The organism is Leifsonia naganoensis, assembly GCF_013410615.1.
GTDB classification, from domain to species: Bacteria; Actinomycetota; Actinomycetes; order Actinomycetales; family Microbacteriaceae; genus Leifsonia; species Leifsonia aquatica.
The window spans coordinates 2,252,578-2,268,129 of record NZ_JACCHJ010000001.1 but is presented as its reverse complement, the minus strand read 5'-3'; the positions used below and the strand labels follow the sequence as shown (position 1 = coordinate 2,268,129).

13 protein-coding genes are annotated in these 15,552 nt (G+C 72.4%); 11 read left to right on the top strand and 2 right to left on the bottom strand.

The window, feature by feature from the left end:
* Positions 1 to 70: 70 nt before the first annotated feature.
* Complete coding sequence (locus tag HNR14_RS11010; RefSeq protein ID WP_179701075.1) at positions 71 to 2,275, bottom strand: sigma-70 family RNA polymerase sigma factor; 2,205 nt, start codon at positions 2,273 to 2,275, stop codon at positions 71 to 73.
* Between the two features lie 304 nt (positions 2,276 to 2,579).
* On the opposite strand from HNR14_RS11010, the gene HNR14_RS11005 reads away from it, so the two are divergent.
* From HNR14_RS11005 to purQ, 7 genes are all read left to right on the top strand, one after another.
* The gene (locus HNR14_RS11005) at positions 2,580 to 4,238 is read left to right on the top strand and encodes an SdrD B-like domain-containing protein (protein ID WP_179701074.1); all 1,659 of its coding nucleotides are present in this window, start codon (positions 2,580 to 2,582) and stop codon (positions 4,236 to 4,238) included.
* Between the two features lie 104 nt (positions 4,239 to 4,342).
* On the top strand, positions 4,343 to 5,203 hold the full coding sequence (gene kynA, locus HNR14_RS11000) for a tryptophan 2,3-dioxygenase (RefSeq protein WP_179701073.1): 861 nt from the start codon (positions 4,343 to 4,345) through the stop codon (positions 5,201 to 5,203).
* Entirely contained in the window at positions 5,200 to 6,339 is a 1,140-nt protein-coding gene (locus tag HNR14_RS10995; RefSeq protein WP_179701072.1) for an amidohydrolase family protein, read from the top strand. Before kynA ends, HNR14_RS10995 begins: the two co-directional genes overlap by 4 nt.
* The gene (locus HNR14_RS10990) at positions 6,336 to 7,604 is read left to right on the top strand and encodes a kynureninase (RefSeq protein ID WP_179701071.1); all 1,269 of its coding nucleotides are present in this window, start codon (positions 6,336 to 6,338) and stop codon (positions 7,602 to 7,604) included. The genes HNR14_RS10995 and HNR14_RS10990 overlap by 4 nt, the downstream gene beginning before the upstream one ends.
* Positions 7,597 to 8,436, top strand: coding sequence for a PaaX family transcriptional regulator (locus HNR14_RS10985; RefSeq protein WP_179701070.1), 840 nt, complete (start codon positions 7,597 to 7,599; stop codon positions 8,434 to 8,436). The genes HNR14_RS10990 and HNR14_RS10985 overlap by 8 nt, the downstream gene beginning before the upstream one ends.
* A 45-nt stretch (positions 8,437 to 8,481) precedes the next feature.
* On the top strand, positions 8,482 to 8,742 hold the full coding sequence (gene purS, locus HNR14_RS10980) for a phosphoribosylformylglycinamidine synthase subunit PurS (RefSeq protein ID WP_021758062.1): 261 nt from the start codon (positions 8,482 to 8,484) through the stop codon (positions 8,740 to 8,742).
* The gene (purQ, locus tag HNR14_RS10975; RefSeq protein WP_179701069.1) at positions 8,742 to 9,440 is read left to right on the top strand and encodes a phosphoribosylformylglycinamidine synthase subunit PurQ; all 699 of its coding nucleotides are present in this window, start codon (positions 8,742 to 8,744) and stop codon (positions 9,438 to 9,440) included. Before purS ends, purQ begins: the two co-directional genes overlap by 1 nt.
* Before the next feature lie 83 nt (positions 9,441 to 9,523).
* Here the strand turns inward: purQ and HNR14_RS10970 are convergent, their stop codons facing one another.
* Complete coding sequence (locus HNR14_RS10970) at positions 9,524 to 10,318, bottom strand: MmyB family transcriptional regulator (protein WP_179701068.1); 795 nt, start codon at positions 10,316 to 10,318, stop codon at positions 9,524 to 9,526.
* Between the two features lie 77 nt (positions 10,319 to 10,395).
* Here HNR14_RS10970 and ilvD point away from each other — a divergent pair, with 77 nt between their 5' ends.
* From ilvD to purL, 4 genes are all read left to right on the top strand, one after another.
* Positions 10,396 to 12,261: a dihydroxy-acid dehydratase gene (gene ilvD, locus HNR14_RS10965; RefSeq protein WP_179701067.1), complete on the top strand. Its 1,866-nt coding sequence runs from the start codon at positions 10,396 to 10,398 to the stop codon at positions 12,259 to 12,261.
* Positions 12,262 to 12,295: 34 nt separating this feature from the next.
* Positions 12,296 to 12,754 carry a DUF3817 domain-containing protein gene (locus HNR14_RS10960; protein ID WP_179701066.1) on the top strand — a complete coding sequence of 153 codons (459 nt, stop codon included), beginning with the start codon at positions 12,296 to 12,298 and terminating at the stop codon, positions 12,752 to 12,754.
* Between the two features lie 76 nt (positions 12,755 to 12,830).
* Entirely contained in the window at positions 12,831 to 13,013 is a 183-nt protein-coding gene (locus HNR14_RS10955) for a YegP family protein (RefSeq protein WP_179701065.1), read from the top strand.
* Positions 13,014 to 13,198: 185 nt separating this feature from the next.
* Positions 13,199 to 15,517, top strand: a complete 2,319-nt coding sequence (gene purL / locus HNR14_RS10950) for a phosphoribosylformylglycinamidine synthase subunit PurL (RefSeq protein WP_179701064.1) — start codon at positions 13,199 to 13,201, stop codon at positions 15,515 to 15,517.
* The last annotated feature ends 35 nt before the right edge of the window (positions 15,518 to 15,552 follow it).

Genomic DNA, 15,552 nt, shown 5'->3' with positions numbered 1-15,552 from the left:
GACGGCGGCGCGACGGCCGGGTAACCGGGAGGTGAACGGCGAGCGGCGTCGGCGACGGAGGAGCCAGGGCTCAGGGTCGGCTGACGTGGACGCTCTGGTCGACCAGCACCCCGTGCCGGTCGCCGGACCCGACGACGATCCCGATCCGGTAGTCGCCCGGGTCCATCGCGAACAGGGTGTAGGCGTTGCCGTTGTCGTCGAGCGGGAGGACCCGGCCGGAGGGCTGGCCGTCGACCCACACCTCGGCTGTCGCGCCCGGGGCGCCGTGCACCGCCAGGATCACGGAGAGCGGCGCTCCGATGGCGAGCACGCCGGGAACGCTCGACGTGCCCGTAACCGGAACCGACGGCTCGGAGACGTTGCCCGCCACGTCGGTCTGACGCGCGGTCAGGGAGGAGTTCGGGGAGGCGAGGATCAGCTCGCCCGTGCTCCAGCCTCCCGTCGCGTCGGCGGTCACCGTCGCGAGGGGGCGGTCGCCGTCGGAGACGACCACGGTCGCGCCGGGCTCGGTCGTCCCGGAGACGATCGGGGCCATCCGCCCCGCCAGGTCGCCGGAGCCGGTGTCGACGCCCGTGATCACGGGCGGGAGCGCCGTGCGGTCGACGAGGAGGTCGAGCGTGGTGGGCGCGGACGAGGCTCCGGCCGCCGTCTGGACGAGCACGAGGGTCCACGAGCCGTCGGTCAGCGAAGACAGGTCGACGGTGAGCGACCAGGCCCCGGAGGGGTCGACGGTGGCGGAGGCAAGCGGGGCCGCAGCGGAGGCCCGCACTGCGGCACGCCCGCCCGCACGCTCGGCGCCCACCGAGACGACCGCGCCCGGGAGGCCGGTTCCCGCGAGATCGGCGGAGGTGGCGGAGGTCGGCCGTGCCGCATCCCACGGCGAGGTGACGACGGGAGCGAGCGGCGGCTGGGGGAGGGTGGGGTTCGTCGGCGCCGTGGGGTCGGTCGGGGTGGTGGGGCCGGTCGGGGTCGTGGGATCGGTCGGCGTCGTGGGATCGGTCGGGGTGGTCGGGGCCGCGGGCACCGCCGGGGCCCCGGGGCGCGCCGGAGCGGTCGGCACCTCGGGAGCCGGGTCGGCGGGTGCGTCCTGCGTGGGCGGAGCCGCTGGCGGTGCGGCCACGGGCACCTCGGGGAGGGCCTTCGCCGCACCTCCAGGTGCCCCCTCGGCGGACGGCGGGGCGGCCGCGACGACCGGCGTCGAGGGTCCGTGGTCGCCACCGGGGAACAACTGCGGTCCGAGCACGAGGGTCCCGGCGACGGCCGCCGCGGCGAGGAGCGCGCCTCCTGTCGTCCAGCCGGCGATCGCCATCCCGCTCGCCGCACCGCCCGCGCCGGCACCGCCGGTCGATCCCGCCGACGAGACCGCGTGGGACACCGACGGCGGCATCGGAGTCGCGGAGCCCGCCGTGGCGGCGACGGCGTTGTGACCGGCCTGGATCCAGGCCGCATACGCGGCGGCGGCACCGGCCCCCACGGTCAACGGGAGCACGATCAGAGCGAGGCGGGAGCCGACCTCCTCGGCCTCGCCGAGCACGATGGTGCAGCGGGCGCAGGAGAAGAGGTGCTTCTCGAAGCGGACGGTGTCACGGGTCGCGAGCTTGCCGCGCGTGTACGCACCCATCCGGTCGGTCACCCAGCGGCACTCGGAGTCCTCGTCGAGAGACTGGAGGTGCGCTTGGATCCACGCCTGGCGGAGCCCCTCCCGCGCCCGATAGGCGAGAGCGGAGACGCTGTTGGGCGACAGGCCGAGAAGCGGGGCGACAGTGGCCGGGCTCAGCCGCTCGACGTCGCAGTACCAGAGAACCTCCTGCCAGCGGTCGGGGAGCGAGCGGAAGGCCTGCGCAGTGAGGGAGCGGTCGAGCGCCTTCATGGTCGTCGACTCGGTGGTCTCCGGATCGGGGATGCTCTCGGCGTCCTCGAGCGGGTTCTCCTTGCGGTCGCGGCCCCACGACGCGGCGAGGTTGCGGATCGTGGTGAAGAGGTACGGGCGGAAGCCGACCTGCGGCCCCTTGCCGCTCTGGACCGCCTGGAAGATCTTGGTGAACGCCTCGGCGACGAGGTCATCCGGGTCGATGCTCGAACTCGCCGACCGCGCGACGGCGAGGCCCGCCCGGGAATGCCGGCGCCACAGCTCGGCGTAGGCGAGCTCGTCGCCGGCGCGGGACCGCTCCACCAGTTCGTCGTCGGACAGCTCGTCGACGGGTTCGGGCCGGGGCGCGCGACGGAGCAGCGTCAACCGCTTGCGCTCGGCGCGCTGCTGGTCGCGAGGGGTCATCGGGGAGCTCATTCGGGTGGGGATCGCGGACGGGGCGGGCAGTGCCGCATCCAAGAGACGCTGGAGGGGGTGGATCATGACGCGACTCGGCGGATCTCGATGAATTCGCGCGAACCGCGTCACGATCGGCGCCCTCCCCCGTCCCTTCTCCGAGCGCACACCCGAGCGCGCTCCGAGCGGTCCGCCACCCGAAGGCGAGACCCGGGGAGACCCGAAACCCCGTCCGCCCGATCAGCGTCCGCCGGCCACCGGCAGGCGCCGTCCGGCGTGCGCAGGACCGTCCGAACCCGAACGAAGGACCGTCATGCATCGCACCGTCGCGCGCGACCCGAACGCGCGCACCCGTTCCACCTCCCGCCCCGCCCGCCTCGTCGCCGCGCTCCTTGCCGGCCTCCTCGGGGTCAGCGGCCTGCTCGTCGCGACGGCTCCGGCCGGCGCGGCCGAGATCCCCAGCGCCATCTCGAATGTCACGACCGACAAGTCGTCCTACGGCTACAGCGAGAAGCTCGTCCTGAGCTTCGACTGGGCGGTCCCGGACGGCAGCGCGCCCGGCGACACGTTCTCGCTGACCCTGCCGCCCGAGCTCGCCGCCGCGAGCCTCGCCCGGTTCACCCTCGACGCCCCGGACGGCACGCCGATCGCGGCCGCCGCCTGGAACGGCCGCACCGCCGTCTTCACCCTCACCGACTACGTGGCGACCCACGACGACGTCGCCGGCACCGGGCACTTCACGGCGCAGTGGGACCACACCACCGTGACGGAGACCGGCGGCCCGGTCGAGCTGACCTTCGGCTCGACGCTGACGACCGTCACGATCGCGCCGAAGCCCACGCCCACGCCCTGCACCACGAACTGCGGGCCCCCGCCCGTCCCGACCTCGCGCGGAGCGTGGAAGGGGTCCGGCTGGACCGACGGTTCGTACGAGGGCACGCGCGACCCGTCGAGCAACATCTCGTGGGTTGTCCAGCTGCCGGGCGACCAGACCGGATACGCCGGACCGGTCGACGTCGTCGACACGATCGGCGCCGGGAGCGCGATCGATTGCCCGTCGCTCTCCGTCACCGCCCGCGCCAGTCTGGCGGGAGGAACGCCCAGCTCCCCGGTCGACCCGTCGCGCTACACGGTCTCGTGCACGGCCTCCGGCCTCCACGTCGTGCTCGATGCGGTGCACGCGAGCGAGTTCATCGACCTCCGCTACACGGGCACCATCACCGACCAGCGTCTCGGCACGTACTCGAACGCGGTCACGATCAGCTACCCCGGCACGACCGTGACCAAGACCGCCACCATCAAGCGGACCTCGGCCGGCGGATCGGGTGACGGCGACCAGAGCGTCTCCGTCGGCGACCTCGTCTGGCTCGACACGAACCGCGACGGCCTGCAGAGCCCCGGCGAGCAGGGGATCCCCGGCGTCGTGCTCGTGCTCACCGGTCCGGACGGCGGACCCGTGACGAACGTGGGAGGTGCGCCGGTCGGCCCCGCGACGACCGACGCCGACGGTCGCTACCTCTTCCCGGGACTGCCCGTGCTCCCCGCCGGGCAGCACTACACGGTCACGCTCGACAGAGCCGCATCCGCCGTCGCGCTGGCGGGTCTCACGCCCACCACCGCGAGCGCCGGCACCGACCGCGCCATCGACAGCTCGACCTGGCTGGCCGAGTCGGGCGACCTCACCACGAACCGCGCAGCGGACCTGACGCTGGACTTCGGCTTCGTGCGCCCGGCCGTCACGCCGACGGAACCGGCCGAGCCGAACGCCGGCGGCACGACCCCGGGCACTCCCGCCACCCCCGTCCCGGGTTCGGGAGGCGCCACTCCGGTCGCCGCCGCACCGGTCACGTCGCTGGCGCACACCGGCTCCGACGTGGTGACCCCGCTCGCGGCCGCGGCGGCCCTCATCGCGCTGGGACTGGCGCTCGCCGCCACCGTCTCATGGCGGCGCCGCCGGGCCGAGCGGGGCTGATCACCGTCACCGGGGGACGGCGCACCGGCGCCGTTCCCCGGTGACGCTCGCGCCCGCACGACTCGGCTGTTGCGCATTCGTGACGATCGGCGCAAACTTGCAGCATGAGCGTGGATGGGAACACCCGGGACATCGAGCCCGACATCGTCACCGACTTCCGCGAGCGGATGTCGTACGGCTCCTACCTGGACCTCGACACGCTCCTGGGCGCACAGCACCCGGTGAGCCGGCCGGAGCACCACGACGAGCTGCTGTTCATCGTGCAGCACCAGACGACCGAGCTCTGGCTGAAACTGGTGCTGCACGAGCTCGAGTCCGCCCGCGACCTGCTGCGCGCCGACGAGCTGGCACCGGCGCTCAAGCGCATTGCGCGCGTCAAGCACATCCAGAAGACCCTCACCGAGCAGTGGTCCGTGCTCGCGACGCTGACGCCGACCGAGTACGCGCAGTTCCGCGGGTTCCTCGGCAACTCCTCCGGCTTCCAGTCGTACCAGTACCGCGCCGTCGAGTTCGTGCTCGGCAACAAGAACGCCCGCATGCTCAGCGTGTTCGCGAGCGACCCCGCCGCGCACGCCCTGCTCGCGGAGTTGCTGGGGCAGCCGAGCGTCTACGACGAGTTCCTCCGCTACCTCGCCCGCGCCGGGCATCCCGTGCCGCAGGCCCTGCTGGAACGCGACGTCACCGAGGCCCACGTCTTCACTCCGGAACTCGTGCCCGTCTTCCGGGACATCTACGAGAACGCGGATGCGCACTGGGCGGAGTACGAGGCGTGCGAGGAGTTCGTCGATCTGGAGGACAACTTCCAGCTCTGGCGGTTCCGGCATCTCAAGACGGTGCAGCGCACCATCGGCATGAAGATCGGCACCGGCGGCTCCTCGGGCGTGAACTTCTTGCAGAAGGCGCTCGAGCTGACCTTCTTCCCCGAGCTGTACGCCGTCCGTACCGAGATCGGCACGCCCCGGTGAGCCCGGACGCCCGCGCGTCCGACGCGGTCTCGTTCGACGCGGTCTGGACCGGCGACGGCTTCCGCGGGCCGGCCACCTTCCGTATCCGCGACGGCCACCTCCTTCCGAACGACCCCACCCCGCGCGACTCCACCCCGCGCGACGCAGACCACGGCACCTCCCCCGCGACCCGCGACCTGGGCGGCACCCTCTTCCCCCGGCTGACCGACCACCACGTACACCTCGGCCTCGTCGATCCCGTCGCCCTCTTCTCTGGCGGCATCACGCACGCCGTCGACCTCGGCTGGGACCCGGCGATCGCGACCTCCTGGCTGCGCGACGACCCGCGCAGCCCCAGCGTGACGATCGCGGGCGCTCTCCTCACCGCTCCCGGCGGCTATCCCGCGCGCTCCGGCTGGGCTCCCGTCGGCGCGGCGCGCGAAGTGGGTGGCGCGCGGGAGGCTCGGCGAGCGGTGCGTGAACAGGTCATGGCAGGAGCCTCCCGCATCAAAGTCGCCCTCAACAGCGAGGCGGGCGAAACGGTGGATGACGCCACTCTCGACGCGATTGTGGAGGAAGCCGTGACCGCCGGGCTGCCGGTCGTCGCCCACGCACAGGGCACCGGGCAGACCGCCCGCGCCGTCCGCGCCGGCGTCACCCAGCTCGCCCACACCCCGTTCAGCGAACGCGTCCCCGCCACCGTCATCGACGACGCCGTCGCGCGCGGCATGAGCTGGATCTCCACCCTCGACATCCACGGCTGGGGCACCCCGACCCGGGATCACGACACCGCCGTCGACAATCTGCGCCGCTTCCACGCCGCCCGCGGACGCGTGCTCTACGGGACCGATCTCGGCAACGGCCCCCTCCGCCTCGGTGTGAACGCCCGCGAGCTGACGGCGCTCCTCTCCGCGGGCCTCGACGCGACGACCGTGCTCCGCTCGATCGCCGGCGACCCCGGAGCCGACCACCTCGCCGACGAGGCCCCGATCGGCTCCCGCCTCGCCTGGATCCCCGCCGCGCCTCCTCGCGACGCCGCCCTGCTGCCCGCGTGGCTCGCGACCGCTCGCGGGCTCCAGGCCGGCGACCTCACCGCAACCGACCTCCACACCCCCATCTCCACTCCCACCACGAGCACCGAAGGACCGCTCCCATGACCGACGACACCGCCATCACCGACCTCCTCGCGCCCGACCCGCTCACGGTCGCCCGCGCCCTCGACGGCGCCGACCAGCTGGCCACCTACCGCGAGCGCTTCGTCGGCGTGCCCGACGGCACGGGCGTCACTGCCTACTTCGACGGCAACTCGCTCGGCCGGCCCACCCTCGCGAGCATCGAGCGCGTGCAGCGCTTCCTGGTCGACGGCTGGGGCGGCCGCCTCATCCGGGGCTGGGACGAGGAGTGGATGGAGCTCCCGTTCACGATCGGCGACGCGCTCGGCGACGCCGCACTCGGCGCAGCGGCAGGTCAGACCTTCATCGGCGACTCGACTACCGTGGTCCTCTACAAGCTGGCGCGCGCCGCCGTCGACGCCCGGCCGGGGCGCACGCAGATCGTCCTCGACACCGACAACTTCCCGACCGACCGCTACCTGCTCGACGGCATCGCCCGCGAGCGCAGCCTCGACCTGGTCTGGATCGAGGCCGACACGGAGGCGGGCGTCACTCCCGAGCAGGTCGCGGCGGTCGTCGGCCCGCAGACGGCGCTCGTCGTGCTGAGCCAGGTCGCATACCGGTCCGGGTTCCTCGCCGATGTTCCGGCGATCACGCGGATCGCCCACGACGCGGGCGCGCTCGTGCTGTGGGACCTCTGCCATTCGGCGGGTTCCGTCTCGGTGGAGCTGGACGCGTGGGGCGTCGACCTCGCCGCGGGCTGCACCTACAAGTACCTCAACGGCGGACCGGGATCCCCCGCCTTCGGCTACGTCGCCGCGCGCCTCCAGAGCGAACTCACGCAACCGATCCAGGGGTGGATGGGCACCAGCGATGTCTTCGCGATGGGCCCGGAGTACCAGCCCGCCGCGGGGATCCGCCGATTCATCAGCGGCACCCCTCCGGTCGTGGGGATGCTCGCCATGCAGGACACGATCGCGATGATCGCGGAGGCCGGGATCGACGCGGTGCGCGCCAAGTCCGTCGCGCTCACCGAATATGCGGTCGCGCTCGCCGACGAATGGCTCGCCCCGCTCGGCGCGACGCTCGCCAGCCCGCGAGAGACGGAGCGGCGCGGCGGACACGTCACGGTCAACCACCCGGCGATGCGCGAGGTGACCGCCGCCCTCTGGGAGCAGGACGTCATCCCCGACTACCGCGACCCGAACGGGCTGCGCATCGGGCTGTCGCCGCTGAGCACGAGCTTCGAGGAGGTGTGGCGGGGGATGTCCGCCGTGCGCGACGTGCTCGGCGAGCTGACGCATGGCTGAACCCGCCCTCCGCGAGGATCTCGAGGCGACCTCCGGCAGCGCGACCGCCCTGCTGCGGACGCTCGTCGGCAGCATGCTGCGCCCGCTCGGCGGGTGGATGTCGGCCGCTGGCACGGTGCACCTGCTCGGTTCGCTGGGCATCCCGCCCGCCACGGCACGGTCGAGCATCGCGCGGCTCGTCGCCCGTGGCGTGCTGCGACGAGCGCCCGGCGACGGCGGAGTGCCCGGCTACTCCCTCGACCCGGCCGCGGTCCCGATGCTGGAGCGCGGCGACGCCCGCATCTTCGGCGAGCGCCGCCCCGCGACGGCGTGGTGCCTCGTGTCGTACTCGTTCCCGGAGCGGCAGAGATCGCTGCGGCACCAGCTGCGCCGACGGCTCGCCGCCATCGGCTGCGGCACGGTCGCGGACGGCCTGTGGATCGGCCCTGCCGCGCTCGAGCGGGAGCTGGCGGAGGTCGTGGCCGAGTTCGACGCCGTCCTGTTCGTGGACGCGGCTGCCCGCAGCGACCTCTCCGCGGGACTCGCGTCCTGGTACGACCTCCCCGCCATCCGGCGCGTGCACGAGACCTTCATCGACCGGTTCGGCGCGGTCGACGTCTCACCGACGATCGGTGACGAGGAGGCGTTCGCGCTCTGGGTGCGCGCGCTCGACGAGTGGCGGGTGGTCCCGTACCGCGACCCCGGCCTCCCGCCCGCCGCGCTGCCGGACGATTGGCCCGGCGACGCCTCCGCCGCTCTGTTCGGACGCCTGCGCGACGCGCTCGAGCAGCGTGCCGTCGGCTACGCCTCGCGCATCGCCGGCCCGGACCGCGTGCCCGCCGTCGCACGGTAGAATCGCTGGCGAACCCCCCGACCGCGAGCGAGCAGGAGCGCACCTTTGTCGACGATCGTTGTGGAAGTCATGCCCAAGGCCGAACTGCTCGACCCGCAGGGCAAGGCCGTCGCCGGCGCCCTCTCGCGCATCGGCAAGGGTCAGTTCAGCGGCGTCCGCGTGGGCAAGCGCTTCGAGCTGACCGTCGACGGCCCGATCGACGACGCGACGCGCGCCGCGGTCCGCGAGATCGCCGACGAGATCCTCTCCAACTCCGTGATCGAGGACGTCGTGGGCATCCACTACCCGGACGAGGCCGGCGCCTGATGCGCATCGGCGTCATCACCTTCCCCGGCTCGCTCGACGATCGCGACGCCCTCCGTGCCGTGCGCCTCGCCGGCGCCGAGCCGGTCGCGCTGTGGCACGGCGAGCACGACCTCCAGGGCGTCGACGCGCTCGTCCTCCCGGGCGGCTTCAGCTACGGCGACTACCTGCGCTGCGGTGCGATCGCCAGCCTCTCGCCGATCATGACCGAGGTCGTGGATGCGGCCGCCAAGGGCGTGCCCGTGCTCGGCATCTGCAACGGCTTCCAGATGCTCGCCGAGGCGCACCTCGTGTCGGGCGGTCTGATCCGCAACGACCACGGCAACTTCATCCGCCGCGACCAGTCGCTGACCGTCGAGAACACCGACACCCCGTGGACGAACGGCTTCGAGCAGGGCCAGGAGATCGTCATTCCGCTCAAGAACGGCGAGGGCGGCTTCATCGCCTCGGCCGAGGAGCTCAAGCGCCTCGAGGGCGAGGGCCTGGTGACGTTCCGCTACCAGGGCGTCAACCCGAACGGATCGCTCAACGACATCGCCGGCGTGCGCAACGAGCGCGGCAACGTGGTCGGCCTCATGCCGCACCCGGAGCACGCGGTCGAGCCCGGCTTCGGCCCTGACACCTCCGACGCCATGCGCTCGGGCGTCGACGGCCTCACCTTCTTCACCTCCGTCATCCGCTCGGCGCTCGTCGAGGCGTAACCCCGCCTCCGGAGGCAACAGCCGAGTACGCAGAAAGTGCGCCGAATCCACTCGATCCGGCGCACTTTCTGCGTACTCGGGAGTTACCCCAGCGGGGTGTAGACGACCAGCCGGAGCTCCGGGTGGTCGGTCGGCGTCAGCTGGTGGTGCTCGAAGCGCGCGGTGACGCCGCCCGGGAGGCGGAAGAGCCGCTCGCGGGAGGCGAATCCGCTGATGTCGTAGTGCTCCCACGCCGCGCGGAACTCCGGGCTCGCCGCGCGCAACCGCTCCACGAGCGTCCGCACGCCGGGGTCGCCCGCCCGCGCGCCGGTCTCGGCGCGGAACTCGGCGAGGAACCGCGCGCTGGTCACATCCCAGTCCGGCAGCAGCTCCCGCACCGCGTCGTCGGTGTAGACCAGCCAGAGCAGGTTGCGGTCCTCGGGAGGCACGTCCCCGACCCGTGGATACAGGCGGGTGTACGCCTCGTTCCAGCCCGCGATGCCCCAGTCGGGTGCGAGCGCGAAGGCCGGGTTGGGGTCGATCGCGTCGAGCAGCCGCTGGAGGTGGGGAGGCGCATCCTCGACCGCCCGCGCCGCGACCGTCGGCGCGAGGCCGAACCCGGCGAGGGAGAGCACGAACTCCTGCTCCGGCAGCGGGAGGCGCAGCGTGCGGGCGACGGCGTCCAGCACCGAACGCGACGGGTTGATCGGGCGCCCCTGCTCCAGCCAGGTGTACCAGGTGACGCTGACGCCGGAGAGGTAGGCGACCTCCTCGCGGCGCAGGCCGAGATCCCTGGTGCGCCCGACCGGCGGGAGGCCGTAGTCGGCGCGCGGAGCCTGCTCGCGGCGGGAGCGCAAGAAGCGCCCGAGTTCGCGGCGGCGGTCCTCGGTGTCTGGCACGACGTCGATACTAGTGCTCCCACTACTAGTACCAAAGCTGACTTCCGCTCCCGCGCGCGCGACCGAAGGATGGGACCATGCCTCCACTCCGTTCACGCACCGTCACGCACGGCCGCAACATGGCCGGCGCCCGCGCACTGCTGCGCGCCGCCGGCGTCGCCCGCGAAGACTTCGGCAAGCCGATCATCGCGGTCGCGAACAGCTTCACCGAGTTCGTCCCGGGCCACACCCACCTGCAGCCGGTCGGGCGCATCGTCTCGCAGGCCATCCACGACGCCGGCGGCATCGCCCGCGAGTTCAACACGATCGCGGTCGACGACGGCATCGCCATGGGCCACGGCGGCATGCTCTACTCGCTGCCCTCGCGCGAGCTGATCGCCGACTCCGTCGAGTACATGGTCAACGCGCACTGCGCCGACGCGATCGTCTGCGTCTCCAACTGCGACAAGATCACGCCCGGGATGCTGCTCGCGGGGCTGCGCCTCAACATCCCCGTCGTCTTCGTCTCGGGCGGTCCGATGGAGGGCGGCCGCACCACGCTCGTCGACGGCACCGTGCGCAAGCTCGACCTCATCTCGGCGATCGCCGACTCGGCGAACGACAGCGTGAGCGACACCGACCTGTTCCGCATCGAGGAGAACGCCTGCCCGACGTGCGGCTCCTGCTCCGGGATGTTCACCGCCAACTCGATGAACTTCCTCACCGAGGCGCTCGGGCTGGCCCTGCCGGGCAACGGCTCGACCCTGGCGACGCACACCGCCCGCCACGCCCTCTATGAGAAGGCCGGCGCGACCGCCGTCGAGCTGGCGCACCGCTACTACGACCAGGACGACGAGTCCGTGCTGCCCCGTTCGATCGCGACCAGCGCGGCCTTCGGCAACGCGATGGCGCTCGACATCGCGATGGGCGGGTCGACCAACACCATCCTGCACCTGCTCGCCGCGGCGCGTGAGGGCGGGATCGACTACGACCTGACCGACATCGACGCCCTGTCGCGCCGCGTGCCGTGCCTGTCGAAGGTCGCGCCCAACGGCGCCGCGCTCGTCGAGGACGTGCACCGCGCGGGCGGTGTGCCCGCGCTGCTCGGCGAGCTCGACCGCGCGGGTCTGCTCGACCGCGGTGTCCACACCGTGCACGCCGCCACCCTCGACGCGTGGCTCTCGGACTGGGACATCCGCGGCGGCTCGGCGACGCCCGAGGCGATCGAACTGTTCCACGCGGCGCCCGGCGGCGTGCGCTCGTCGTCGGCGTTCTCGCAGTCGGAGCGGTGGCACGAGCTCGACCTCGACGCCGAGACCGGCGTGATCCGGGATGTGGCGCACGCCTACTCGAAGGACGGCGGCCTCGCCATCCTCCGCGGCAACCTCGCCCCCGACGGCGCCGTGGTGAAGACCGCGGGCGTCGACGAGAGCATCCTCACCTTCAGCGGACCGGCCGTCGTCGTCGACTCGCAGGAGGCCGCGGTCGACGCCATCCTCGGCAAGCGGGTGAACGAGGGCGATGTCGTCGTCATCCGCTACGAGGGTCCGCGTGGCGGTCCCGGGATGCAGGAGATGCTGTACCCGACGTCGTTCCTGAAGGGCCGCGGGCTCGGAGCGAAGTGCGCGCTCATCACCGACGGCCGCTTCTCCGGCGGCACCTCCGGCCTCTCGATCGGGCACGTCTCGCCCGAGGCGGCGGCCGGCGGCCTGATCGCGCTCGTCGAGGACGGCGACATCATCAGCATCGACGTGCACACCCGTGCGCTGCGCCTGGACGTGCCGGACGCCGTGCTCGACGCCCGCCGCGAGGCGCTCGAGGCCGGGCGCGGCTACCGCCCGCTGGACCGCGACCGTCCGGTGTCGGCCGCGCTGCGCGCCTACGCCGCGATGGCGCTGTCCGCCGACAAGGGTGCGGCCCGCGACGTCGACCAGCTCGAGGAGCGCGTTCGTACTTTCGGGTGATTCGCCGGGGACGGCGATCCATCAGGCTGGAGGCATGACCCCCCGCCTGCTCTACCGCATCCTCGCCGTCGCCGAGGCGATCACCTGGACCCTCCTCATCGCGGGGATGGTGCTCAAGTACGCCGTCGGGGTGGGCGACTGGCCCGTGGCTGTGGCCGGCCCGATCCACGGCTTCGTGTTCATCGCGTACGCGATCACGGCCGCCCTGATCGGGGTCAACCAGCGCTGGCGCCTGCCGCTCATCGTGCTCGCGGTCGCGACGGCCGTCGTCCCGTACGCCACCGTCCCGTTCGACCTCTGGGCCGACCGCACGGGCCGGCTCGACGGCAGCTGGCGCACGACCGCGACGGACGACCCTCGGGATCACAGCCTGTTCGGGAAGCTGTTCCGCTGGATGCTGACGCACGTCGCGGTGCTCGCCACCTCCCTCGCCGTCCTGGCAGTCGCGATCATGGCGGCGCTGCTGGTGCTGGGGCCGCCGAAGCTCTCCTGAGCCGGGACTCCCCGCCGCCGCCTCCGCCCACTACCCTGTCGCGTGTTCGCACCACGTCACGAGTACGGAGGCCACCATGGCAGGGAAGTTCGAGCTCTACAAGGACAAGTCGGGCGAGTACCGCTTCCGGCTGAAGGCCGCCAACGGCGAGACCATCGCGACGTCGGAGGGCTACGCCAGCAAGTCCGGCGCGAAGAGCGGCATCGAATCGGTGCAGAAGAACGCCCCGACCGCCGAGGTCGTCGAACTCGACACCTGAGCCGCACCACCCGCACCACCCTGTGGATGAGTCGCTCTCATCCGTCACGACACGCCCTCCCGCGTGCCCGTTCACGGTCCGGGAGGGCGTGTCGTGACGTCTCGCCCCTCCCGGCTCCCGTGCTCGGCGACGGCCGGTAGACTGGCCTCCATCCCCCGCTTCCGCCTGCAGCCTGGAGTGCCCGCGTGACCGACACCACCGCCCAGCACGTCGTCGACACCGTCGCGAACGCGATCGAGACTCCCGAGAAGGAGCAGCCGTTCGCGGCGCTCGGCCTCAAGGAGGACGAGTACGCGCAGATCCGCGAGATCCTCGGCCGCCGGCCCACCAGCGGCGAGCTGGCGATGTACTCGGTGATGTGGTCGGAGCACTGCTCCTACAAGTCGTCGAAGATCTACCTGCGCCAGTTCGGCCAGAAGGTCTCCCCCGCCATGAAGAAGAACCTCATGGTCGGCATGGGCGAGAACGCGGGCGTGGTCGACGTCGGCGAGGGCTGGGCGGTCACCTTCAAGGTGGAGTCGCACAACCACCCCTCCTACATCGAGCCGTTCCAGGGCGCTGCGACCGGCGTCGGCGGAATCGTGCGCGACATCATCTCGATGGGCGCCCGCCCAGTGGCCGTGATGGACCAGCTGCGCTTCGGCGCCATCGACGAGCCGGACACGGCGCGCGTCGTGCACGGCGTCGTCTCGGGGATCTCGTTCTACGGCAACTGCCTGGGCCTGCCGAACATCGGCGGCGAGACCTACTTCGACCCGATCTACCAGGGCAACCCGCTGGTCAACGCGCTGTCGGTCGGCGTGCTGCGCCACGAGGACCTCCACCTGGCCAACGCCTCCGGCGCCGGCAACAAGGTCGTGCTCTTCGGCGCCCGCACCGGCGGCGACGGCATCGGCGGCGCGAGCATCCTCGCCTCCGACACGTTCTCGGCCGGCGGCCCGACCAAGCGCCCGGCGGTCCAGGTCGGCGACCCGTTCGCCGAGAAGGTGCTCATCGAGTGCTGCCTGGAGCTGTTCCGCGACAAGCTCGTCGAGGGCATCCAGGACCTCGGCGCGGCCGGCATCTCCTGCGCCACAAGCGAGCTCGCCTCCAACGGCGACGGCGGCATGTACGTCGAGCTCGACAAGGTGCTGCTGCGCGACCCGTCGCTCACCGCCGAGGAGATCCTCATGTCGGAGAGCCAGGAGCGCATGATGGCGGTCGTCAAGCCCGAGCTGCTCGACGCCTTCCTCGCGGTCACCGCCAAGTGGGATGTCGAGACCAGCGTGCTGGGCGAGGTCACCGAGACCGGCCGCCTCGTCATCAACTGGAAGGGCGAGGAGATCGTCAACGTCGACCCGCGCACCGTCGCGGTCGACGGCCCGGTCTACGAGCGCCCGGTCGCCTACCCGACCTGGATCGACGCGCTGCAGGCCGACTCGGCCTCCCGCCTCCCCCGCCCCGAGGGCGGCGACGCCCTGCGCGAGCAGGTGCTGGCGCTGCTCGGCTCGGCCAACCTGGCCGACAAGGGCTGGATCACCGACCAGTACGACTACTTCGTCGGCGGCAACACCGCCCTCTCCTTCCCCGATGACGCCGGCATGGTCCGCGTCGACGAGGAGAGCGGGCTCGGCTTCGCGATCGCCACCGACGCGAACGGCCGCTACTGCCAGCTCGACCCGAAGGAGGGCGCGAAGCTCGCCCTCGCCGAGGCCTACCGCAACGTCGCCGCCTCCGGTGCCGTTCCGGCCGCGGTCACCGACTGCCTCAACTTCGGCAGCCCGGAGAACCCCGAGGTCATGTGGCAGTTCTCGCAGGCCGTCGAGGGTCTCTCCGACGCCTGCCTGGAGCTCGAGATCCCGGTCACCGGCGGCAACGTCTCCTTCTACAACCAGACCGGCGACGTGCCGATCTTCCCGACCCCCGTCGTCGGCGTGCTCGGCGTGATCGACGACGTCGCCCGCCGCATCCCGGCCGGCTGGCAGGACGAGGGCGAGAACATCTACCTCCTCGGCGTCACCCGCGAGGAGCTGGACGGCTCCGCCTGGGCCGGCACCATCCACGGCCACCTCGGCGGACGCCCGCCCGCGGTCGACCTGGCCGCCGAGCGCACGCTCGCCGAGACGCTGCACGCGGCCTCGGTCGAGGGTCTCGTCTCGTCCGCGCACGACCTCGCCGACGGCGGCCTCGCGCAGGCCCTCGCCGAGAGCGTGATGCGCTTCGGCGTCGGCGCCCGCGTGTGGCTGGGCGAGATCGTCGAGCGCGACGGTGTGGATGCGGCGACCGCGCTGTTCAGCGAGTCGACCGCCCGCGTGATCGTCTCGGTGCCCCGCGAGGACGACGTGAAGTTCCGCGGTCTCTGCGAGGGCCGCGGCGTCCCGATCCTGCGCATCGGCGTCACGGACGCCGAGGTCGGCACCCAGCCGGTGCTCGAGGTGCAGGACCAGTTCACCGTCGGCCTGGAGGAGCTGCGCGCGACGCACCGCTCGACCCTCCCGGAGCGCTTCGGCCCGGTCGTCGCCTGACGACCAGCCCCGGCTCCGCACGACACGAGCGGTCA